Consider the following 23,333-nt stretch of genomic DNA (forward strand, 5'->3'; position numbering starts at 1 on the left):
CAGACCTCACTGTTTGCGCATTGTTCAGGATATCAGCGCATCATCAACGCGGGATCACAGCATGGTAGTGACACGATCTCGGATGAGAGCCCGCCAACGAAGCGAGTCAGACTGTCGCCAAACTGATCAAATGCAGACCACTCAGCAAAAGATAGGCGGGAACGTCGACTGACTCCATCGGCTGACTTTATCGACTGACTTCATTGACAAGCAGAACCTGAGGTTCACAAGCAGCTATGCAGAAGCTGTCATGCACGCGGAGGAGGTCAGGTGCCTGAAGATCGACGCTCAAGCATTGACGTACACAGCCCGGATGAACAAAGCCCGGATGAACAAGGCACCGACGTATGCAGCTTGAGCACGCTCACGAACTACCGTATTTAACATAATATATATTATACGAACTACGAGGTGTGCGGGTTCATGAGTGATCCTGGGCGCCCGTATGGTCAGTTGCTTTGGTCCATCAGGTCAGGTCTATCAGGTCGAGTCGTCGGGCCAAGTCCAGCGAGTTGAACCTGTCGCTTGCATCAGCGACGGCAAGGATCACGATCCACTTGAGCTCGCACCAGGCAATCCAAGCCATTTTTCCAGAGTCCGTGTGCAAACAGCCCGTTAGCCCAAGAGCGCGAAAAAAATTTGTCCTTGATAGAATTAACGCACAAGTGTTGTAGAATAATTCGAGCCACATGTGACCCACACCGCTCATCTAGTCACTCAACCTTGCCGCGCGCCGTGATGACTCACGCGTCGGCGCGAATCGGAGTCAGCGATGCCCTCCATCCCGTCCTGTCTGTCAGCTAGCGCTGGATTCATGCACAACGGCATTCGACGCCTTCGGCGCATCAGCGGCCGCGCAGCAGTGTTGATCATGGCAGCGGGATTGTCAGCCTGTAGCGGGCCTCAGATAGAGGATTACGCGGGCAGCGGTCCTGAACTTCGCATCGATGACTACTTCCTGGGCCACACGCGTGGCTGGGGCATGGTGCAAGATTACCGTGGTGAGGTGACGCGGCGGTTCGTGGTCGATGTCATCGGCAGCATGCAAGGCAACCAGCTGATTCTTGAGGAAGACTTCGTCTATGCCGATGGCGAGACACAACACCGCCGCTGGACCTTTACCCCTGCGGGTGATCGCCAATGGATCGGTCGAGCGGCGGATGTGATGGGCGAAGCGACAGCGACGACCCGCGGTAATGCCTTGCGCATGAACTACGTGCTTCAAGTACCGATCGACGACAGTACTTGGGAGTTCAGCATGGATGACTGGATGTATCTGCAACCGGACGGCCGCATCCTGAACCGGACTTCGATGCGCAAACTGGGGCTCGAAGCCGCTAATATCACCCTGGCATTTCAGCGTTGTCCCTGTGACTCACCGGCATCTGAGCCGCTATGACAGCTCTTGCGCGGCAATAACGTGAGCCTTTGATGGCTCAGTCCTTGATAAGCGCCAGCATCTGATAGCCTAGTCATCATGTGTCGGCGGATTTATCAGCATGCGGCTCAAGAGAGCTTTCCACCCTAGCCTTCCATTTACCGTAATCCTCATCTGGCGCCATCGGCTCTCCGAAAGCGTATCCCTGCAATTGATCAAAGCCCAGATCAACCATTGCCTGACGATGGCGTGAGTGTTCGATGCCAACTGCGATGGCGGATATATCCAGGGCATGCAATGCCGCTGTCCAGGCTTTCAACAGACGCCCCTGACGCGTATCGGTCTGCAATAGACTGATCCAGCGCGGATGCAGTTTCACGCTGGCGATGGGCAGCATGCTTAATAGGCGCAGGCTGTCATGCTCAGGGCCGAAACGGTCGACACAGAAACTGATGCCGTCATTGGCCAGCGATTTCATCGCCGAGACCAAGGGCTCCGGCGTCGCGATAAAACTCTCGACACCGCTGATATCAAGGCGAAGGCAATCTCCCTTGAGTCTGTAAAGGCGAAGAACGCGCCGCAGAACATCCATATACTCGGCTCCAACCAGACGCGACGCCGTGACGTTTAACGACAGCGGCAACACGGTAGTCCCCTCCGCCCTAGTCGAAACCCAATGGCTCAGCAAAGCGCAACTTCTGCGCAAGACCCAGATATCAAGCTCCTCATCCAGCCCCGCATGTCTGGCGATGCGCAACATCTGATGGGGTGTGATCCAACGATTCTTGTCCTGCCAGCGCAGTAGCACTTCCTGACCACTGAGGCTTCGACGGCCAGCAGAAACGATGGGCTGTAGGTGGATGCAAAGCTCATTGTCGCGCAGCGCTTGGGCAAAGCGGTTGTTCATCTCCAAGCGCAGATTTAGATTGTCAGTAAGATCTGCGAATTGAACGCTCTTATCTTTCGGCGCCCACTCACTAGCACAATCAAGCTCCTCTTCCACCACATCGACCAGCTCCGCCCCTGACATGTCATCGCTGATGAAGGTGCCTGCTCCGATCAGTAAATCAGGTCGGGTGTTGGCGGAGAGATGCAATAGCCAAGGTTGTTCCACGAAGCGATGCCAGCGCATGCCGTGCAATGCCTGATCACGCGGCAACAGGATCATCAGTGTGTCGTGACTGACGCGCCCCTTTAACAGGCCCTCGTCATCGAAGTTTTCATTGAGCTGGTGCGACAGTGATTGCAGCACGCCTTCATAGAAGTCGACGCCCTGCTGCTTTCGCAGCCTTTCGGCATTCTGCAGCTTGACCAGGATGACCTGCAGCGCCCCCTGGCTGGCGCGCTTCTGCAGCCAAGCCGTCATTCGCTGCAGGTAGCGACGACGCAGACTGTAGCCGGTGATAGGGTCGATATTGGCTTGCAGGGTGGCGCGTGCGCGCTCTGCCAGCAACGCATCACGCTGGATGAGCTCGTTCTCGACCAGCAGTGCACAGCGCTCCAGCCGCTCCAGCTGGGCCGTATCCAGTTGACGGGGCTTGTGATCGATCAGGCACAGAGTCCCCAGCGGCAGGCCGCTGCTGTCACGCAGCACGGCCCCCGCGTAGAAGCAGACATGCGGTGGCCCCGTCACCAGGGCGTTATCAAAGAAGCGCTCATCCTGGCGCGCATCATTGATGACCAGAAAGCGCTCTTCATGCAGCGCGTGGGCGCAGAAGGCGAGATCCCTGCCCGTCTGCCGCGCATCCAGCCCACAATGGGCCTTGAACCACTGTCGGTCTTCGTCCACCAATGACACGAGGCAGATGGGCACATCAAAGATATCGGCGACCAGGCGCGTCAGATCGTCATAACGCTTTTCATGATCACTATCCAATACATGCAGAGAATGCAGACTATTCAGACGTTCTTCTTCACACGGATGAGGTGCCGCCGGTCTGAAGCCAGGCCGGCCGCCGGGCGCGAGGGTCGTCTTAGGGATGGAATCTGCCATGGCCTACTGCCTCATTGGAATTTCCAGGAGATATAACCGCATGTTCTTACTTGAGCATACTCGTCTCGACTGTTGACTGGCAGGGCCGGCAACTAGCTTACCACTAACGATAATTGAGCGTGGAAATCCCTTCACACACCGCTAAGCGGCAATCACACAGGGTGGTCTTTCACCACCACCACGCAGAAAGCCCCGCAGCAAGGCTACGGGGCTTTCCGGATGACTCATGTTCTACCGCGGTCAGCGCTTCGCGCCTCACTCATTACATAACCGGATCAGGCTTCGGCAGGTGCATAGGAGCCATCTTCACGATGGACTTCCTTACCGGTCAGGCCCGGGGTGAACACGCAGGCCAAGTGCATGGTCTTGGTGGCACGCAGCAGGTGATCATCATGCTCGTTGAGAATATAGATGTCGCCCGGCTTGATCGGCCAGATCTTGCCATCGGCCAGTGTTTCGACCTCACCCTCACCTTCCATGCAATACACCACTTCATAGTGATGCTTGTAATGGATGTGGGTCTCAGTGCCTTCAAAGATGCGGGTGATGTGGAACGAACACTTGCCACCATCTTCATCGAGCAGCAGGCGGGTGCTATCCCAGTTGCCATTCTCCGCCTTGACCAGACGATCGGTGCTGCGGGCTTCTTCGAGATTGCGAACGATCATGTGTTTTCCTCACTAGGCTGCCTAACATCGACAGTTGACAGATGGCGATTACCGTAACGAAGGAGTGACCTGGATGGGCAATCGGTGGGGATGGCAAGCCAGAGGCTCACCAACGACCCGCGGGGCGCCGATGACCGGGCGCCCCGCGGGAAGACAGCGTTACTTGGACAACACTGCGGCAGCGTTTTCTTCGATGATATCGAGGGCTTCCAGCAGGTCTTCGTCGCGGATGGTCAGCGGGCATAGGCACTTGACGACCTGACCGGAGTGACCACTGGTCTCGATGATCAAGCCCTGTTCGAAGCAGCGCGAGGTGATGGCATCGGCCAGCTCACCGTCACGGACATCGATACCGCGCATCAGGCCACGGCCCTTCTCGTGCGCTTCGAAGCCGTTCTCACGGGCCTTGGCGGCAATCTTCTGGAAGCGGTCTTCGACGATACGGCCCTTGCGCTGGATATCGCGCTCGAACTTGTCATCGCTCCAGAAGTGGCGCAGCGCGGCGGCGCCGGTCACGAAGGCCAAGGCGTGGCCACGGAAGGTGCCGTTGTACTGGCTCGGCTTCCACTGGTCCAGCTCGGGACGCATCATCACCATCGCGAACGGCACACCGGAGGCAGACAGCGACTTCGAGTTGCAGACGATATCCGGCACGATGTTGGCGTGCTCGAAGCTGAAGAACTTGCCGGTACGACCACAACCCGCCTGGATATCATCGACGATCAGCAGGATCTTGTGCTCCTTGCACAGCGCATCCAGACGCTGGAGCCATTCGATGGAGGCCGGGTTGATACCGCCCTCACCCTGTACGGTCTCGACCAGCACTGCTGCCGGGCGATCCAGACCGCTGGAGGAATCTTTGAGCAGCTTGTCGAGATAGGCAACGGTGTCGATGCCCTCACCCATGTAGCCATCGTAAGGCACGAATTGCGCACCCTGCGCCGGCAGGCCTGCCGCATCGCGGAACTTGGCGTTACCGGTGGTGGCCAGCGCCCCCATGGTCACACCATGGAAGCCGTTGGTGAACGACACGATGTTGTGGCGGCCGGAGACCTTGCGCGCCAGACGAATGGCAGCTTCGACCGCATTGGTGCCGGTCGGCCCTGGGAAGTGGACCTTGTAGTCCAGACCACGCGGCTTGAGGATCACTTCCTCCAGCGCTTCGAGGAAATCGCGCTTGGCGGAAGTCCACATATCGAGGCCGTGGATGATGCCATCATTGCTGATGTAATCGACCAGTGCCTTCTTGAGTACCGGATGGTTATGCCCGTAGTTGAGCACACCGGCACCGGCGAGGAAATCGATGTAGCGCTTGCCGTCCTCGGTGAACAGGTGGGCATTCTGCGCCTTGGTGAAAACGGTCGGGAAAGAACGCGAATAAGTGCGTACCTCGGATTCCATCTGTTCGAGAATCTGCGTATTCATGCTGTCACCTCCCTGGTGATGGATGGCCGACTACTGAAATGGCCATACCAGAATGTAAAGACGATCCAACGAATGACACTGACCCTACCTCACTCACACATTGGGTCAGCAGGAGATGTCACAACCTTCCTGTCGTGAACATCTGCCGGACGGGACGTGATTCTTCTCGACGACCGACACAAGAATCATGACGGCGTCCCGTCCGGGACTTCTTGCGGCTTGCTATTCGCCCGTGCTGCACATGGGCTCTGGCGGCACAAGGGCCATGAGCGCGTCGAGCACTCAGATATCGCTCGGCAGGAACGGGCCAATGCGCACCAGGTTTTCGGCAAGGTGCTCGCCACCCAGCTGGTCTGCAGAGAAGTACTCACGCGAGTGCAGCGGCACCTGCCAGCGTTCGGCGAGGCGAGTGAACAATGCCCAGGACGCCTCGTTGTCCGGCGTGATGGTGGTCTCAAGATGACGCACGTGCGCCATTTCGGGACGCTTCATCACGGCTTCAATCAAACGACGTGCCAAGCCAGTACCACGCGCCTTCTCACCGACGGCGATCTGCCACAGGAAGAAGGTCTGCGGGGCGTCGTTGCGGGTGTAACCGGAAACGAAGCCGACGACCTCACCTTCCTCATCTGTCGCGATGGCGCAGCTGTCACGGAACTGCGTGGCCAGCAAAACGTACGAATACCCTGAATTGAGGTCCAGCGGCGGGCAGGCCTTGACCAGCTCATAGATGCCCCAACCGTCATCGGTAGTCGGCTGACGGATGAACAACGGCGCGCTGGCGCGGTTGATCACGGCATCGTGGGTGTGGTGGGCCAGGCCCTGAATCGTGGAAGTCATTGTCATGGTTTTCATAAAATATTTCGCAGTTGGCGAATTCGCTATAAACCATAACAAACCGTTATGGATGTCGCAAACCATAAATTATTCTCGTGAAGCGTATGGATAACGTAGAATTATCCCAAGCCCCGTGTCGGTGAGCGCGCAAGCCGGGGCCAGTACCAGTACCGGGCAATACTCGCCCTTGCCCACCGCCCGCAGGTGGTTTGTCCCCACCAGACGCAAGACGGCGCCCCGAGGGGCGCCGTTAGATTGCCTGCTCATGCGGCATCTAGCCTTGCTATCGTTGCTATTGCCGCTGAGGCGGCTTCTGCACTAGTGCTTGCACCCCAGGGCTTCCGTCACTGCTGTTTCTGGGCCTCACGCTTCTTACTGGCGGTCGCGACAATCTGGCCCAACTCATCATGGCGGCTGAACTGCACCGCGCAATTGCGGCCTTCATTCTTGGCGGCGTACAGCGCCATGTCCGCATTGTGTGATAGCTGTTCACGGTCGGTGCCATGTTGAGGGGCGATGGCAATCCCGATGCTGCAGCCCACTTCCAGCTTGTGCTCTTCATACAGGAATGGCTTGCCCAGGCTGTCGATGATGCGCTGGGCCAGCTGAGCGAGTTCCCCGTGGCGACCCAGATTCGCCTGGATGTCGGCATTGTGGACCAGCACCACGAACTCATCGCCTCCCAGACGCGCGACGAAATCGCCCTTGCGCACCACCTGATTGAGTCGCTCCGCGATCACCTTGAGCGCCACATCCCCGGCGGCATGGCCATGGGTATCATTGATGGGCTTGAACTTGTCGATGTCCAGCATGAGACACGCCAGCTGCCCGCCTTCGTCACTGACGCTTTCGAGCCAATGCTCGACCCGCTCATAGAAATGCTGTCGATTGGGCAGCCCCGTCAGAGAATCATGCATCGCCAGTTGCGTGATGCGCTTCTTGTAGTTGTTGCTCTCGATGATGTTGTACTTGAACTTTTGCAACGCCCGCGCCATCTGACCCACTTCATTGGTGTGCTGGGTGCTGTCGATCACCACGCTGACATCGTCATTGGCCAGGGTATTCATGGTCTGGGTCAGACGACGTATCGGCACCAGCACATAACGCCCGAACAGCCACATCGAGATACCGATCAGCACCACGATCATCGCCAGCGCCAGGCCATTGACCACCGGGGCCACCGTGGCCAGCAGCTTGAGCGTCTTGCTTACCGCGGCAGAGGTGGCTCCGATCCGCATGCGGCTTTCGTGATCCAGCACCGCCAGTGCGTCAAGCGCCGGCGCATCATTGACCTTGACCAGCTGATCGACCTCACGCGGAGAAAGGTCTGCCTGCTCGTCATGCAGCTGGTTGACCTTGTTCAAGCGGTCACTGTAGGACTGGATGACATCGGCGATATCGCGGATGGCACGTTGCTCGGCGGTGTTCATGCCCATCTCACGATAAGCCGCCAGGGTGGCGCGCAGAGACTCGATGTCCTGCGCCGCCTGCTGACCGTAGATGGCGTCGCTGCGCAGCACATAATTCTTGAAGTGGTGGATCATCTCGCCATAGCCGAGGTCACGGCGCAGGTTGGCCACCAGGCGAGCCTTGCCCATGCCGTTCTCGAGCGGATTGTCATTGTCACGCAGCTCCGCGATGGAGATACGCCGCAGGGTATCCAGCCCCGAGACGGCCTGGAAATCATCGATCTGAACCAGCTTGTCGATATCGGCACTCGAGCGCCCCTGCTCGATCATCGTGCGTATTCTGGGCACCATCAGCTCATAGCGGCTGATGGTGGCACGCAGGCCTGCCACCGCATTTTCCTCCCCCTGGGTCAGTCCAAGGTTCTGGTAACGGCTCAGAGCGCTGCGAGCGGCACCGATCTCGTTATGCACCTCGCCGATCAGCTCGAGGTCCTGACGCAGCACGAGATTCTTGAAGTCATGCACCATGCCGCCATAGCCCAGGGCCTTGGTCAGCTGACCTTCCAGGCGCGGCTTGTCAGAGCGCGCCTGCTGATATTCCTGCCAGTCACGCTGCAGGTCGGACACGTTGCGGGTAATGAATGCCAACACGACCAGCAACACCAGTCCCGCCAAGGCGGAAAGCACACAGATGATGATGTTGATGGTGCGAAAGCGCAGGTTGGCCAGACTCATGAAGGCTATCTCTTGACGATGGGAGGAAACGTTCGACGGAGAACGCGTCACGCCGGCCAGCCGATGGGCGCTGCCAGCATGAAAAAGATACTGCCACGATACCAGATAAATCTAATACTTTACGCAGCGACTTCCCCGAACCTCCCTTCATACGCTGTATGCCCTGGCCTGGATGTCACAGGCTCGCGCCAGATTTCCTCAGCCCCTGACAGGCCGACGTCGCGCCCATAAAAAATCTCCCACCGAAAATCGATGGGAGATTGCATTCCTGGCCTGTGCTTGGCTTCGACCTTGGCCCACGTCATGGGCCTGGCCACGGGTCTGAAGCCAGGCCCGACCTCAGCGGTATCAGCTGTAGTAGGCGTTGGTCGTGTCGGTGTGATCGGTGACGTCTCGCACACCGGTCAGTTCCGGGATACGCTCCATCAGCGTCTTCTCGACACCATCCTTCAGTGTCAGATCGACGGCGGAACAACCTTGGCAACCGCCACCGAACTGCAGCACGGCGACCTGCTCTTCGGTCAGCTGCACCAGCTTGATCTCGCCACCGTGAGCTGCCAGACCCGGGTTGATCTCGCTGTAGAGCAGGTAGTTGATGCGGTCTTCCAGCGGGCTGTCCGCGTTGACCTTGGGCATCTTGGCGTTCGGCGCCTTGATGGTCAGCTGACCACCCATGCGATCGGCATTGAAGTCGACGGTCGCTTCTTCCAGGAACGGCACGCTGTGCGTGTCGAGATAGACCTTCAGCTTCGGCAGATCCAGGATCTCATCCGTCGGCTCTTCTTCGCCGGGGCGGCAGTAGGCGAGACAGGTCTCGGCATACGGCGTGCCCGGCTGGGTGATGAAGATGCGCACACCGATACCTTCGACGTTCTGCTTCTCGAGCAGCTCGGCAAGATACTCTTGGGCGCTATCGGTAATCTGGATGCTCTCACTCATGGCGCAGAGACTCTCTTGATGTCAGGTGACTAATGGCTCCATGTTAAGGAAAACCTTCTGCACTCGCAATCCTGAGCAAATCACTCGGGTTTGATGTCCTGCGCGCGCCCACTCCCTTGTGGGCACTCCTGACTGACTCATGTTGCGCATGAATCATGCTCATCGTGACGATTCTGCAGTCTGATACGATATCCCAAACTGGCCAGGCGGGGATTTCGTGAACGGATCCTTCGCCAGCGCCTCTCAATAGCAATGAGTTCGCGCCTGTGGCGTGTGACTTTCTCGGCAAGGTACTGGGCTCAGAAGGTACTGGCTTGGCAAAGTACTGACTTGGCAAAGGATTGGCCTAGCAGAGAACGCTACACGCCCGGGATACAACGCGACAGGTCACGCACGCTGGAGTCCGTCATGGCGCAAGCCCTATCCACTGTTCCCTATTCTCTGCCCCTGCCCGACGCGCTGAGCCAGGCGCTGCAGGAACGTATCCTGATACTCGATGGCGGCATGGGCACCATGTTGCAGAGCTACGGGCTGGAGGAGGAAGACTTCCGTGGCGAGCGCTTCGCCGACTGGCCAAGCGACATCAAGGGCAACAACGACCTGCTGGCGCTGACCCGGCCGGACATCGTCGAAGCGATCCACCGCGCCTACTTCGAGGCCGGCGCCGACATCGTCGAGACCAACACCTTCAATGCCACTCAGCTGTCGCAGTCCGATTACGGCATGCAGGCGCTGGTCCACGAGATCAATCTCGAATCGGCACGCCTGGCGCGCAAGACGGCGGACGCCGTGGCCGCCGAGACTGGCATCCCGCGCTTCGTCGCCGGGGTGCTCGGCCCGACCAGCCGCACCTGCTCCATCTCGCCGGACGTGAATGACCCCGCCAAGCGCAACGTCACCTTCGATATCCTGCGCGACAACTACCGCGAGGCCGCATTGGCGCTCTTCGAGGGCGGCGCGGACCTGATCCTGATCGAGACCATCTTCGACACCTTGAATGCCAAGGCGGCGATCTACGCCCTCGAGGAGCTGTTCGACGAAGGTCATCCGCGCCTACCGGTGATGATTTCCGGCACCATTACCGATGCCTCGGGACGTACGCTGTCCGGCCAGACCACCGAAGCCTTCTGGAACTCGGTGCGTCACGCGCGCCCGCTGAGCATCGGCCTCAACTGCGCGCTGGGCGCCGAGGAGCTGCGCCCCTATCTGCGTGAGCTGTCCGAGAAGGCCGATACCTTCGTCTCCGCGCACCCCAACGCCGGCCTGCCCAACGAATTCGGCGAGTACGACCAGACCCCGGACAAGATGGCCGAGATCATCGGTTCCTTCGCCGCGGCGGGGCTGCTCAACATCATCGGCGGTTGCTGTGGCTCCACCCCGCAGCACATCCAGGCGGTGAAGCGTGTGGTGGCCCAGTACCCGCCGCGCAAGGTGCCAAAGATCGCGCCGGCCTGCCGCCTGTCGGGGCTTGAGCCCTTCAACATCCAGCCGGACTCGCTGTTCGTCAATGTCGGTGAGCGTACCAACGTCACCGGCTCCGCGCGCTTTCGTCGCCTGATCAAGGAGGAGGACTACACCACCGCGCTGGAAGTCGCCCTCGAGCAGGTCGAGAACGGCGCCCAGGTCATCGACGTCAACATGGATGAGGGCATGCTGGAGTCACAGGAGGCCATGGTGCGCTTCCTGAACCTGATCGCCTCGGAGCCGGACATCTCGCGCGTGCCGATCATGGTCGATTCCTCGAAGTGGGACATCATCGAGGCGGGGCTCAAGTGCATCCAGGGCAAGGCGGTGGTCAATTCCATCTCGCTCAAGGAAGGCGAGGAAAGCTTCCGGCAGCAGGCGCAGATCTGTCGCCGTCACGGTGCCGCCGTGGTGGTCATGGCCTTCGATGATGTCGGCCAGGCCGATACCTATCAGCGCAAGATCGAGATCTGCGAGCGTGCCTACCGGATGCTGGTCGATGACATCGGCTTCCCGGCCGAGGACATCATCTTCGACCCCAACATCTTCGCCATCGCCACCGGCATCGAGGAGCACGACAACTACGGGGTCGATTTCATCGAGGCCACGCGCTGGATTCATGACAACCTGCCCCACGCGATGATTTCGGGTGGCGTCTCCAACGTGTCCTTCTCGTTCCGTGGCAACAATCCGGTCCGCGAAGCGATCCATTCGGTATTCCTCTATCACGCCATCCAGGCGGGCCTGAGCATGGGCATCGTCAACGCCGGCCAGCTGGCGCTCTACGATGACCTGCCCCGGGAGCTGCGCGACGCCGTCGAGGACGTGGTGCTCAACCGCCGCGATGACAGCACCGAGCGTCTGCTCGACATCGCCGACAAGTACAAGGGCGATGGCAGCAGCGGTGAGAAGAAGGAGGACCTCGAATGGCGCAGCTGGTCAGTCAACAAGCGCATCGAGCACGCGCTGGTCAAGGGCATCACCGTCCATATCGAGGAAGATACCGAAGAGGCGCGCCTGCAGGCAGCCCGGCCCATCGAGGTCATCGAAGGGCCGTTGATGGACGGCATGAATGTGGTCGGCGACCTGTTCGGTGCGGGCAAGATGTTCCTGCCCCAGGTGGTGAAGTCGGCGCGCGTCATGAAGCAGGCGGTCGCCCACCTGATCCCCTTCATAGAGGCCGAGAAGAGCGGCGAGACCCAGGCCAAGGGCAAGATCGTCATGGCAACCGTCAAGGGCGATGTCCACGACATCGGCAAGAACATCGTCGGCGTGGTGCTTCAGTGCAACAACTACGAGGTGATCGACCTGGGCGTGATGGTACCGGCGGAGAAGATCCTGCAAACCGCCATCGACGAGAAGGCCGACATCATCGGGCTTTCGGGGCTGATCACGCCGTCGCTGGACGAGATGGTCAATGTCGCCAGGGAGATGCAGCGCCGTGGCTTCGAGTTGCCGCTGCTGATCGGCGGCGCGACCACGTCCAAGGCACACACCGCCGTCAAGATCGAACCGCAGTATGAGCAGCCGGTCATCTATGTCACCGACGCCTCGCGCGCGGTGGGGGTGGCCTCGCGCCTGCTGTCGCCGGAACTCAAGGCAGCCTATGTCGATCAGATTCGCACCGAGTACGCCGTGGTACGCGAGCGCAACGCCAAGCGCCGCCCCAAGGCCGCGGATCTCGACTACCGCGAGGCGCGCAAGCGCCGTTTCCAGCCGGACTGGGAGCATTACACCCCGCCGGCCCCCAGCTTCACCGGCCTCAAAGTCTTCGATGACTACGATCTGAATGAACTGGTCGAGCGCATCGACTGGACGCCCTTCTTCATGAGCTGGCAGCTGGCGGGCAAGTACCCGAAGATTCTGCAGGATGAGACGGTCGGGGAAGCGGCGCGTTCGCTGTTTGCCGATGCCAGGGTGATGCTGCGCAAGCTGATCGATGACAAGGTGCTGTTGGCGCGTGGCGTGATCGGCTTCTGGCCGGCCAACTGTATCGACGACGACACCCTGGAAGTCTACGCCGATGAGTCACGCACCCAGGTGGTCGAGCGCCTGCATCACATCCGTCAGCAGATGACCAAGAACCGTGATGGTGTCTGTCACAGTCTCGCCGACTTCATCGCCCCGCGTGACAGCGGCAAGCCGGACTGGATCGGTGGCTTCGCCGTGACCACCGGGCATGGCGCGGATGAACTGGCCAGGGAGTACGAGGCGGCGGGCGATGATTACAACGCCATCATGGTCAAGGCGCTGGCCGATCGTCTCGCCGAAGCCTTCGCCGAGCGCCTGCACGAGCGCGTGCGCAAGGAGTTCTGGGGCTACGATAGCCAGGAATTGCTCGACAACGAGGCGTTGATCGCCGAGAAGTATCGCGGTATTCGCCCGGCACCCGGCTACCCGGCCTGTCCGGATCACACCGAGAAGGCCACGCTGTTCCGCATGCTCGAACCGGAAACGCATGCCGGCATGGTGTTGACCGAGAGCTTTGCCATGTGGCCGGCGGCCGCCGTGTCTGGCTGGTACTTCGCGCACCCGGAGTCGAAGTACTTCTCCACCGGCAAGATCACCCGCGATCAGGTGCAGTCCCTGGCGAGCCGCAAGGCAATGGAGCTTTCCGAGATGGAACGCTGGCTGTCGCCGGTGCTGAGCTACGATCCCGACGCCGATTGATCCCCTCCATCAGCCGTCCCGGCGGTTGATGCAGCCAATGTCAGCTTTACGCGCCTCACCTCTCAGGAGGTGGGGCGCGCAGACGTCTGAGAGGCGATGTCTTCAGTTTGCTGAGCGCGCTATCATGGCGCTCTTCCTTATCTGCTGTCGTGAGTCGCCCGTGCTGCCGTTGTCACTGCTTTGTTTATCGATGCTTTGTTTATCACTGCTCTGTTTGTCACTGCCCTGTCTATCACTGCTCGGTTTCTCGCTGTTCTGTTCATCGCAGCCCAGTTCCCTGGTTTCCCGCTTGTCAGCCGACTTCGAGGCTTTTGACCCCTCCTGCTCCTATCACCTTTCCGACTCCCCGCGTGGGAGCGTCTGATGCTGGGGGATCTTGCGCGCAACACACGAATTCTGAAGCTGGCGCTGCCGATCATCGGGGCGATGCTGTCGCAGAGTCTGCTCAACCTGATCGACGCGGCACTGGTCGGCAGCCTGGGCGAGACAGCGCTGGCCGGTGTGGGGATCGGTGGCTATGCCATGTTCATGGTCACGGCGCTGATCTTCGGGCTGTCCTCCGCCGTCCAGGCCCAGACCTCGCGACGCCTGGGCGAGGAAGCGCCTGAGCGTTGTGGCGAAGGCCTGAATGCCGGTCTGGTGCTCGCGTTGTCGATCGGCATTCCCGCCACCCTCGCCTGCCATCACTGGGCTGGGCCACTGCTGTCGCTGATCAATGACCAACCGGGCGTGCATGAAACCGCCGCCTCGTATTTCCAATGGCGGGTGCTGGGGCTGATACCGGTCGCCATGGCGTTCTGCTTCCGAGGCTTCTGGAATGGCCTGCAGCGCACCGGCATCTATCTGCGCATCATGCTCATCACCCAGGCGGTCAATGTCGTGCTTAGCATCATCCTGATCCACGGTCTGTTCGGCGCCCCGCAGATGGGCGCCGATGGCGCCGGGGCCGGTACGACGCTGTCCCTGCTGGTCGCATTGGCGCTGTGGATCAAGGCGACGCTGGGCGAGCGCAGTCTGCACGGTGTCCTGCATGCCTGGCCGCCGATGACGCATTACCTGACGCTGCTCAAGCTGGCGGTGCCCCACTCCTTTCAGCAGCTATGGTTCGCGGCGGGCTACGCGATGCTGTTCTGGATACTCGGTCAGATCGATGCGGCCAGTGTCGCGGTCGGCCATGTGCTGGTGAATCTCTCCCTGCTGCTGATATTGCCCGGAGTCGGGCTTGGGCTTGCCGCCATGAGTCTGGTGGGCCAGGCACTGGGCAGCGGCGAGCATGAAGAGGCCCATCGCTGGGGATGGGACACCGTGCGCGTGGCACTGCCGTGTCTGCTGTTGCTGGGCTTGCCGCTGTGGGTCGCGCCCCAGAGCGTGCTCGGGCTGTTCCTGCATCGCCCGCCATTGATCGAACTGGGCCTGCTGCCGCTGCAGATGACAGCCGCCATGATCGTGCTCGACTGCACTGCCATCGTGCTGGCCCAGGCTCTGCTGGGCGCCGGCGCCCATCGCACCGTGATGCTTGCCACCTTGAGCCTGCAATGGCTGATCTTTCTGCCCGCGGCCTGGTGGTGGGGCGTCCATCAGGAAGGTGGCCTCGTCGCCATCTGGGCGATCCAGCTCGCCTATCGCCTGCTCAACTCGCTCGTCTTCGGGCTTATCTGGCAACGCAGAGCGTGGCAAGTTTTGCGCCTTTGAAGATGTTCTCTGGTGCAGCTAGCCAGCAGCCTTTGCTGCCACTCGCGCCTATAGCCCATGGAAGACATCAAGAGATAATGATATATGTCGTTCAATCGTTGAAGCTTGGTAAATGGCAGTCTTGTTGAAGTCCATACCCTGCTTGCCCAGTCGCGTACCCTGATAGAAACAAAAGTCAATGCACTAGGGAGAACGCCATGTCCGCTGCCACCAACAGGACAGAACGAGCACAACTTGGCTTGCCAAGGTTGATCATCCTGTGTGGTTGCCTTGCCCTCAGCGGGCTGGTCAATGCTTCATCCTCTGGCTCTTACTCCTCCGATCTCACGCCTCGAGCCTCCGAAAACACTCAAGCCCCTGCCTACCCTTCAGGCCAATCGAGGGCGCGTGGTGCACTGGAGGCGATTCCAGGACGCCCGCTGACCGCCACCTTCGTGAACCCCGGACTGCGTGGCGAACGCTTCTGGGACATGGTGACCGACACCATGCAAGCAGCCGCCCTGGACCTGAATATCTCACTGGAAGTCGTCTACGCCGAGCGCAATCCCTACCTGCTCAAGAAACTCGCGATTCAGGCTTTGGAAAGCCCTGCCGCTCCGGATTACCTCCTGCTGGTCAATGAAGAGCAGGCGGCCTCCGAGTTGTTGACGATTGCGGATGGCCACGACACCCATGTCGTGATGCTGTTGAACGGACTGACCCGCGAAGAGGCGCTGACCCATGGCACCCCGGGGTCCCTCCACTCCTCCTGGATCGGCAGCGTCATCCCCGACAACCATACTGCGGGCAAACGCATGGCGACCCAGCTGATCAAGGTGGCGCGAGAAGGCTCGCCCACCGGCCAACTGCATGGACTTGCCTTGATCGGCGATACCCGAACCCCAGCCTCGATTGCCCGCAATACCGGCATGGTGGCCGGCTTTTCCCAGGACCAGGGCGTCCAGATAGACCGCATACTCGAGGCGCGCTGGAATACCCGGGATGCCGAACATCTTACTGGGCAATATCTCAAGTGGGTCAGCCGCTCAAGCGGTCAGAATGATCTGATCTGGGCGGCGAATGATGCCATGGCCGAGGGGGCCATTCTTGCGCTCGAGTCAGCGGGCCTCACGCCCGGCGTGGATGTGCTGGTGGCAGGGCTCAACTGGTCACCGGAAGGGATCAGCATGGTCAAGGACCAACGCATGCTGTTGACGGACGGCGGGCATTTCATGGCGGGAGCCTGGGCGATGGTGATGGCAAGAGATCATGCCGATATCGAGGGCTGGTCCCCCAGAACCGTCAACTTTCCGATGAGCGCCATCACGCATGACAATGTGGCGCGATACGGCCCGCTTTTGGAAAACCCTGACTGGGAAGCCGCAGATTTCGCCGCCTTCGGATTGCAGGCATCGCGGGATGACTATGGGTTTGATCCGATGAGGGTATTGACGCAGATGCTTGGTCACCAGGCCGCGGCATCTGGATTGCCCCCTCAGGCACCTGCTACCCAGAAGAAGACTGCACGTTCCAGCGCGCTCATGGACGCCCCTCAATGAGGAGGCGCAAGGAGAGCTCGCAGGGCAACGTCCATCGCCACCGAGGGAGAACAGCGTGATCAATGATGGTCAGAAACTCGCCAAGGCCCCCGGTAGGGCGCCCGAGAGTGATGGCGAGCATGCGTCACCACTCAGATGGCGAATACTGCGGATACTTGCACCGCTGGTATTCACCATCTGTGCCATCAGTGGAGCCGTGAGTTATTACCTGTATGCCAGCGAGGCCGTCGAGCACATGCATGATGACCATCAGGAAATGATGGATATCGTGGCGCTGTCGATGCCGGACGCCATATGGAACTTCGACAATGAGAGAATCCATGCCTACCTCGAGACTCTCAGTCACCACGCCAGTGTTCATGCCGTGCGCTACTTCAATCATGAGGGGGAGCTTGTCGAGGAGATTGCCAAGAGCGGCACAGCATTGGATCCGGTCACGCATTCGAAGCCACTTGTCTATCAGAACTCGCTGGTCAAGCAGGCCGTTGGCAGGCTTGAACTGGAGAGCACCAACGCCCCGTTGCTTGCCGCCCGTTACCAGGGTGGAGCTGTGCTGTTCGGGATCGCCCTGACCATCATTCTGTCGATCCTGCTGATGCTTTCCTGGCAGTTGAAGCGCTATGTGATGACCCCCTTGAGCAAGGCCGTGAGGCGCATGCGGCAGCTGGAGGGCCAGCATGCCACCTTCCAACGCATTCCACCCGTTCACTCGCGCGAGATCAACAAGGTCATCGTGGAGCTGAACAAGCTGGGGGGGCGAATCTTCAACATGATGGAAGCGCTGCGTGACAACGAAGAGCGCTATCAACACTTCTATCGTGATACCCCCGCGTTGCTGCTGGTGATCGACGACAAGGGCACTGTGCAGGATGCCAGCGAGCAAATGCTGGAGGTGACCGGTTGGGCACGTGAACATCTTGTCGGCATGCCCTTCCATGCTCTCATCAGCAGTCAGAATGGCAAGCACATCCATCGCATCAGCACGGCCTTGCGACTGGGCAATGCCTGCAACGATCTGGTGATGACATTGAACTGCCAACACCAGGAAGACCGTCAGGTTCAGGTGGTCATTCCCGCCGCCAATGGCAGCCAGGCCCGGGGCACGATGATGCTGCTGACGGACATCACCGAACTGACCAGGACCCAGCAACGGCTGTTGGAGCATGAGCTGATTGACCCCTTGACGCAGTTACCCAACCGGCTGTCGCTCAATCAGCATGTCCAGCAGTTGATCGCACGTGACGCTGTCTTTGGTTTGCTGCTGGTCAATATCGATCGATTCCACAGCATCAATCACCACCTGGGGCCGATGGATGGCGATCTTCTTTTGAAAGAGGTTGGCGCACGGCTCAAGGAGTGTGACCCCGACTGGATCGGACGTACTGGGGGTGATGAATTCGTCATGACCTGTGATATCAATGACTTGCGCCCACTTGTCCATCGGATTCAAATCGCTTTCTCCCATCCGCTGCTCAAGGCTGGCGAACCCATCCATCTCAGCCTGAGCATGGCGGGCCTGCAGGCACAGGCAGATGACGAGAGCCCCAGCCGCCTGATGCGTCTACTGGAACTTACCGTGGTGGACATCAAGCACGAGGGGGGCAATCAATACCGCACCTGCGTCCGCGATAGCGCGCTGGAAGACGGTGAGCCGCTGTTCCTGAAGGAGCGCATGATCCGCGAAGCCTTGACCATGGGCTGGTTCCGCCTTTATCTACAGCCCATCTTCCGGGCGGCCAGCGCGGACCTGGAGGCTCCGGAACTGCTCGGCGCGGAGGCACTGATCCGCCTTGAGCACCCTGAGCTCGGCCTGGTGCCCCCCGATGAGTTCATTGCGGCGGCAGAAAAGACCGGACAGATCGTCGAGATCGGCAACTGGGTATTGGAAGAGGCTGCCGTCATTCTGTGCGAATGGCGACGACTCGGGATCGAGGAGCGCTATCTGTCCGTCAATGCCTCCGTCATCCAGTTCAGGGATCAAGGTATTCTGCACCAGCTCGAGTCACTGCTCGAGCGCTACCCGATTCATCCCTCGCAGCTGGTAGTCGAGGTCACCGAGAACCTGATGCTCGACAGCAAAGACAGCCTGCGTTATCAACTGCAGGCCATACGCAGACTGGGCGTCAACCTCTCGCTGGATGATTTCGGGACAGGCTTCTCATGTCTCTCCTATCTGCATGATCTGCCTTTCGGCATCCTGAAGGTCGATCGCTCCTTCGTCATGAATGTCGAGACCAGTCGCCGGGACAGGGAGCTGGCACGGGTCATCGTCGCGATGGGCCAATCACTCGGCATGCAGGTCGTTGTCGAGGGGGTCGAGGAGCGGGGGCAAGCCGAAATCTTCCAGGCCATGGGCGTCCACGCCTTTCAGGGCTATCTCTTCGGTCGCCCGATGCCGCAGCAGGCCTTCGAGACGCGCTTTCACGCCAACGCGGATGCGCGTGTCAGTCTGCTGAACGCTGTCAGGAGCACACCAGGCACAGACAATGACCCGGGCTGATGCCACCTGACTGAGGCCCTCCATTGTGCGCAAGCCCGGCATGTGGCAGGCCCTTACCTGTCGTGAGACCCCGGGCAACATGACCAGACGCCTTTCCCTCCGGCGGCTGGTCTTTTCTTTTTCGCTGCTGGTAGGCAAACTCAACGCGCCTTCTTAATAACGCCATCGTCGAAAACTATGAGGATTTATTCTTTTAAAGAATAAAGAATAGAGGGTATGGTGGCTTCAGCATCAACAAGATTCGCATCAGTGGACGATCATCTGATGCCCGACCGCAGGACACCCCTGACATGTATCGCTATGACACCTACGACCAGACACTGGTCGACGAGCGGGTAGCTCAGTTCAAGGACCAGATGGATCGCTATCTGGCGGGCCGTCTGGGAGATGAAGAATTCCGCCCTCTGCGCCTGCAGAACGGCCTCTACATCCAGCGTCATGCCCCGATGCTGCGTATCGCCATTCCCTACGGCATGCTGAGCGCTGTCCAGCTGCGCGCCATGGGGGCCATCAGCCGTCGTTATGACCGTTCCTATGGACACTTCACGACTCGCCAGAATCTGCAGCTGAACTGGCCGAAGCTGGAAGATGTCCCGGCGATTCTCGCCGAACTGGCTCAGGTCGAGATGCATGCGATCCAGACCAGCGGCAACTGCATCCGCAATACCACGACTGACCAGTTCGCCGGTATCGCGGAAGACGAGACCGTCGATCCGCGTCCCTGGTGTGAACTGATCCGTCAGTGGTCCACGCTTCACCCGGAATTTGCCTATCTGCCGCGCAAGTTCAAGATTGCCGTCACCGGTGCCAGCGCCGACCGTGCTGCTATCCAGGTCCACGATATCGGCATTCGTCTCAACCGCGCCGACGATGGCAGCGTCAAGGCCACCATCCTGGCGGGTGGCGGTCTCGGCCGTACGCCGATGGTCGGCGACATCGTGCGCGAAGACCTCGACTGGCAGCACCTGCTGACCTATCTGGACGCCATCGTGCGTGTCTACAACCAGTGGGGCCGTCGCGACAACAAGTACAAGGCGCGCATCAAGATCCTGGTCAAGGCACTGGGAATCGAGGAATTCCGTCGCCGCGTCGAGGAAGAATGGGCCCACCTCAAGGATGGCCCGGAAACCCTCACCGACTCCGCCGTCACCAAGGCGACCAGCTACTTCCCTGAGCCTGAGCGCCGTGAAGTCAGCGCCGAGGCCATCGAGGCCTATGAGACCCTGCGCCGCGAGAACCGTGCCTTCGCGCGTTTCGTGACCAACAATGTCGTCGGCCACAAGGTGCCGGGCTACAAGGCGGTCACCCTGTCGCTCAAGCGCCGTGAACTGGCCCCGGGTGACGTCACTGCCGACCAGATGGACGCCGTGGCTGACCTCGCGGAGCAATATGGCTTCGGTGAACTGCGCGTGACACACGAGCAGAACCTGGTGCTGTCAGACGTGCCGGTCGATGAACTCGAGACACTCTGGAAGGCGCTGGAAGAACTCGGCATGGCCAACCCGACCGTGGGCACGCTGGCAGACATGATCTGCTGCCCGGGTGGCGATTTCTGCTCGCTGGCCAATGCCAAGTCGATTCCCATCGCTCAGGCACTGCAGGACCGCTTCGAAGACCTCGACTTCCTATACGACCTCGGCCCGCTGGACCTGAATATCTCGGGCTGCATGAACGCCTGTGGCCATCACCACGTCGGCAACATCGGCATCCTTGGGGTGGACAAGAAAGGCCAGGAGTTCTACCAGGTCTCGCTGGGCGGGCGCAGCGACGACAACGCCACGCTCGGCAAGATCCTCGGCCCGTCCTTCAATGCCGAAGACATGCCGAACGTCATCGACAAGGTGCTGCAGGTGTACGTCGAGCAGCGTCTGGAAGATGAAGTCTTCGTCGATACCTACCACCGCATCGGCATGAAGCCGTTCAAGGAGCGGGTCTATGCCTGAGGTGACTGCAGAAATGACATCAGCACGTGAATTGACCGATCAGCGCCAGGGTGGCGTCATCCGTCAGAATCAGCTGGTGAGCGAAGATGCCTGGCAGGTCGTGCGTCTGGATGAAGACGGCAATCTGCCGAGCTACCAGCAACCCGCCCTGCTGCCGCTGGCAGAATGGCAGGCGCTGGTCGCCGCCGGCGAAGGCTCTGATCATCTGGCGCCCTGGCTTGCCAGTGACACCGAGCTCACGCCGGAACTGGGCAAGGCACTGGCGGACGCACCGCTGCTGGCGGTCGACTTCCCGAACTTCAATGATGGCCGCGGTTACACCATCGCCCGCCTGATGCGCGAGCGCTTCGGCTATCAGGGTGAGATTCGCGCCATCGGTGACGTGCTGGTGGATCAACTCCACTACATGAGCCGTTGCGGCATCAGTGCTTTCGCCCTGCGTGACGATCAATACGTGGAAGATGCCTTGCATGCCCTGAGCTCGTTCAGCGTCAGCTACCAGACCGGCGTCGACCAGAAGACGCCGCTGTTCGCGCGTCGTTGATCGCCCGCTCTTGATCACTCACTGTTTCTGCCTTCGGATAGACACTGGATAGAAGGCAATCACAGCCGAGTGTGCCAAGCAAAAGCCCCCGTCCAGGATACTCTCCTGGGCGGGGGCTTTTTTCATGCCGGATGTTTCATATCTGGAGCGTCTTGTCTGACGTTTCGTCTCTCACCTGAGCGCCTCATCAGCCGGCGACGACCGTGGACAGCAGCGCCATCCCTCCCACCAGCAGTGCGGCCATCACCAGTCCCACCACCAGAAAATCCAGCGCATGGCCGTGCTCGAAATCACGCTTGCGATTGACCTCCTTCTGGACACCAAAGAATGCTGCCAGTACGGATTTGACTTCATTGATCATGATCGCCTCCTTGTCGGTGACCTCACGCAATTCATCTTCTGGGCACAGGGTTGTCTGAGGACAGGGTTGTTGAAGCCAGAGTTGTTGAAGACAGAGTTGACTGGGGACAGCACAGGATGCTCGCGCGCATTCCAGCAGAGGGAGCTATGCTCAACTCAGCTCAGGTTGCGAAGCCTGTGCCACTAGACACCAGCCACTATCACTATTGGTCACAATAACGCCAAACACCAGCCGCCCCGCAGGTATTTCCCCCAAGGTTTGCACTCATCAGCTATCAGATACCATGAGACAGGAGTCCAGAATGCCAGTCGCCAATCAACCGATGCAGCCTTTCGCTGCCATGTTCAGCACCCCACTGCCCTGGATGAATCGACCCGACGACCTCGTGCATCCCCTCGCCCCCTTGATGCGTTGTCAGCAGGTATGGTGGACCCTGAGCCTCAAGGCATATGAGCAGGAAATCGAGTTTATTCGCATGTGGCAGACCAAGAGCATGGAAATGGGCCAGTGCCTGCTATCGACCGGGTTCGTTGACCCACGCGAGTCGAAGGAGTGCCTGACGGAGATCGTAAGTGATGTGCAGGAACATACCGTCAAGCGCCTGCAACGCCTGCAAGGCCTGACAGATGAATTGAAGGAAGCCATCTGGGAGGAGATCTAGGCCCAAGCCCGAGATCGAGGGCCGGTGGGAGCGTTGCCGAATGAAGCTTGCCGTCAAACAGGCAAGCAGTTTCGTCGCTAAGCCGGCAAGCCAATAATTCGCTAAGCCGGCAAGCCAATAATTCGCTAAGCAGGTAAGCCAATAACAAGACGTCAGAAAATCTATCGGGCTAGATAACCATTGGATCCAGATGCGCCAAGCGAGAAACGCACAACGCCCAGCCTTCAGTAAGAAGTGCTGGGCGTTGTGCAAGAGAAATCAGGCAAGACGAGGGCTTACGCTGACTCCTCTGAATCCGCGTCTCCCTTGAAGTCCTCAAGCTCACGCAGCCATGTCTGGGCGGCCTCGCGATCGAGATCGAATTCCGCGATCAGACTCTCGAGCCGCGCCACGAACTCCGCTTCACGCTGCTGGGCGCGCGCGTCGTCGGCATCGTGGTTCGACTCAGCGGCGGGCGCCGGCTGAGAAGAGCGATCCAGCGCATTCAGCTCTTCCGCCAACGCCTTTTCGAGCTCATCAAAGAGAGCACGCTGCTTGCGAGCACTGGCAATGATCTTTTCATCATGTCGGTTCATG

The 23,333-nt window shown here is 59.7% G+C and carries 16 protein-coding genes; 8 read left to right on the forward strand and 8 right to left on the reverse strand.

From position 1 onward, the window contains the following. Positions 1-814: 814 nt before the first annotated feature. The gene (locus tag R1T44_RS10445; RefSeq protein WP_284726083.1) at positions 815-1,399 is read left to right on the forward strand and encodes a DUF3833 domain-containing protein; all 585 of its coding nucleotides are present in this window, start codon (positions 815-817) and stop codon (positions 1,397-1,399) included. 76 nt (positions 1,400-1,475) lie between these two features. Here the strand turns inward: R1T44_RS10445 and R1T44_RS10450 are convergent, their stop codons facing one another. From R1T44_RS10450 to nfuA, 6 genes are all read right to left on the reverse strand, one after another. Next, positions 1,476-3,371: an EAL domain-containing protein gene (locus R1T44_RS10450; protein ID WP_284726082.1), complete on the reverse strand. Its 1,896-nt coding sequence runs from the start codon at positions 3,369-3,371 to the stop codon at positions 1,476-1,478. 275 nt (positions 3,372-3,646) lie between these two features. After that, positions 3,647-4,039, reverse strand: coding sequence for an ectoine synthase (locus R1T44_RS10455; RefSeq protein ID WP_043334232.1), 393 nt, complete (start codon positions 4,037-4,039; stop codon positions 3,647-3,649). Positions 4,040-4,198: 159 nt separating this feature from the next. Further along, entirely contained in the window at positions 4,199-5,464 is a 1,266-nt protein-coding gene (ectB, locus tag R1T44_RS10460; protein WP_043334231.1) for a diaminobutyrate--2-oxoglutarate transaminase, read from the reverse strand. Positions 5,465-5,746: 282 nt separating this feature from the next. After that, positions 5,747-6,304 (reverse strand): diaminobutyrate acetyltransferase, encoded by a 558-nt coding sequence (gene ectA / locus R1T44_RS10465; RefSeq protein ID WP_378080068.1) that lies wholly within the window; start codon positions 6,302-6,304, stop codon positions 5,747-5,749. A 341-nt stretch (positions 6,305-6,645) separates the two neighbouring features. Next, positions 6,646-8,445 (reverse strand): sensor domain-containing diguanylate cyclase, encoded by a 1,800-nt coding sequence (locus R1T44_RS10470; protein WP_317291959.1) that lies wholly within the window; start codon positions 8,443-8,445, stop codon positions 6,646-6,648. A 348-nt stretch (positions 8,446-8,793) separates the two neighbouring features. Further along, complete coding sequence (gene nfuA / locus R1T44_RS10475; RefSeq protein ID WP_054556652.1) at positions 8,794-9,384, reverse strand: Fe-S biogenesis protein NfuA; 591 nt, start codon at positions 9,382-9,384, stop codon at positions 8,794-8,796. 408 nt (positions 9,385-9,792) lie between these two features. On the opposite strand from nfuA, the gene metH reads away from it, so the two are divergent. From metH to R1T44_RS10505, 6 genes are all read left to right on the forward strand, one after another. Continuing rightward, entirely contained in the window at positions 9,793-13,518 is a 3,726-nt protein-coding gene (gene metH / locus R1T44_RS10480) for a methionine synthase (RefSeq protein WP_317291960.1), read from the forward strand. Between the two features lie 363 nt (positions 13,519-13,881). Further along, positions 13,882-15,210, forward strand: coding sequence for an MATE family efflux transporter (locus R1T44_RS10485; RefSeq protein ID WP_284726078.1), 1,329 nt, complete (start codon positions 13,882-13,884; stop codon positions 15,208-15,210). 197 nt (positions 15,211-15,407) lie between these two features. Then, positions 15,408-16,748, forward strand: coding sequence for an ABC transporter substrate-binding protein (locus R1T44_RS10490; RefSeq protein WP_317291961.1), 1,341 nt, complete (start codon positions 15,408-15,410; stop codon positions 16,746-16,748). Between the two features lie 55 nt (positions 16,749-16,803). Next, positions 16,804-19,248 (forward strand): putative bifunctional diguanylate cyclase/phosphodiesterase, encoded by a 2,445-nt coding sequence (locus tag R1T44_RS10495; RefSeq protein WP_317291962.1) that lies wholly within the window; start codon positions 16,804-16,806, stop codon positions 19,246-19,248. Between the two features lie 290 nt (positions 19,249-19,538). Further along, a complete protein-coding gene (locus tag R1T44_RS10500; RefSeq protein ID WP_284726075.1) occupies positions 19,539-21,191 on the forward strand; it encodes a nitrite/sulfite reductase in 1,653 nt (550 codons plus the stop codon). Continuing rightward, the gene (locus R1T44_RS10505; RefSeq protein WP_082388755.1) at positions 21,184-21,735 is read left to right on the forward strand and encodes a DUF934 domain-containing protein; all 552 of its coding nucleotides are present in this window, start codon (positions 21,184-21,186) and stop codon (positions 21,733-21,735) included. The genes R1T44_RS10500 and R1T44_RS10505 overlap by 8 nt, the downstream gene beginning before the upstream one ends. 187 nt (positions 21,736-21,922) lie before the next feature. On the opposite strand, the gene R1T44_RS10510 is transcribed toward R1T44_RS10505, so the two are convergent. Then, positions 21,923-22,096 (reverse strand): DUF2970 domain-containing protein, encoded by a 174-nt coding sequence (locus R1T44_RS10510; protein ID WP_284726073.1) that lies wholly within the window; start codon positions 22,094-22,096, stop codon positions 21,923-21,925. 301 nt (positions 22,097-22,397) lie between these two features. On the opposite strand from R1T44_RS10510, the gene R1T44_RS10515 reads away from it, so the two are divergent. Continuing rightward, positions 22,398-22,757 (forward strand): hypothetical protein, encoded by a 360-nt coding sequence (locus R1T44_RS10515; RefSeq protein ID WP_284726072.1) that lies wholly within the window; start codon positions 22,398-22,400, stop codon positions 22,755-22,757. 275 nt (positions 22,758-23,032) lie between these two features. On the opposite strand, the gene R1T44_RS10520 is transcribed toward R1T44_RS10515, so the two are convergent. Beyond that, entirely contained in the window at positions 23,033-23,332 is a 300-nt protein-coding gene (locus R1T44_RS10520; RefSeq protein WP_288388138.1) for a hypothetical protein, read from the reverse strand. Position 23,333: the final 1 nt, after the last annotated feature.

Source organism: Cobetia amphilecti (assembly GCF_032923285.1).
Lineage (GTDB): Bacteria > Pseudomonadota > Gammaproteobacteria > Pseudomonadales > Halomonadaceae > Cobetia > Cobetia amphilecti.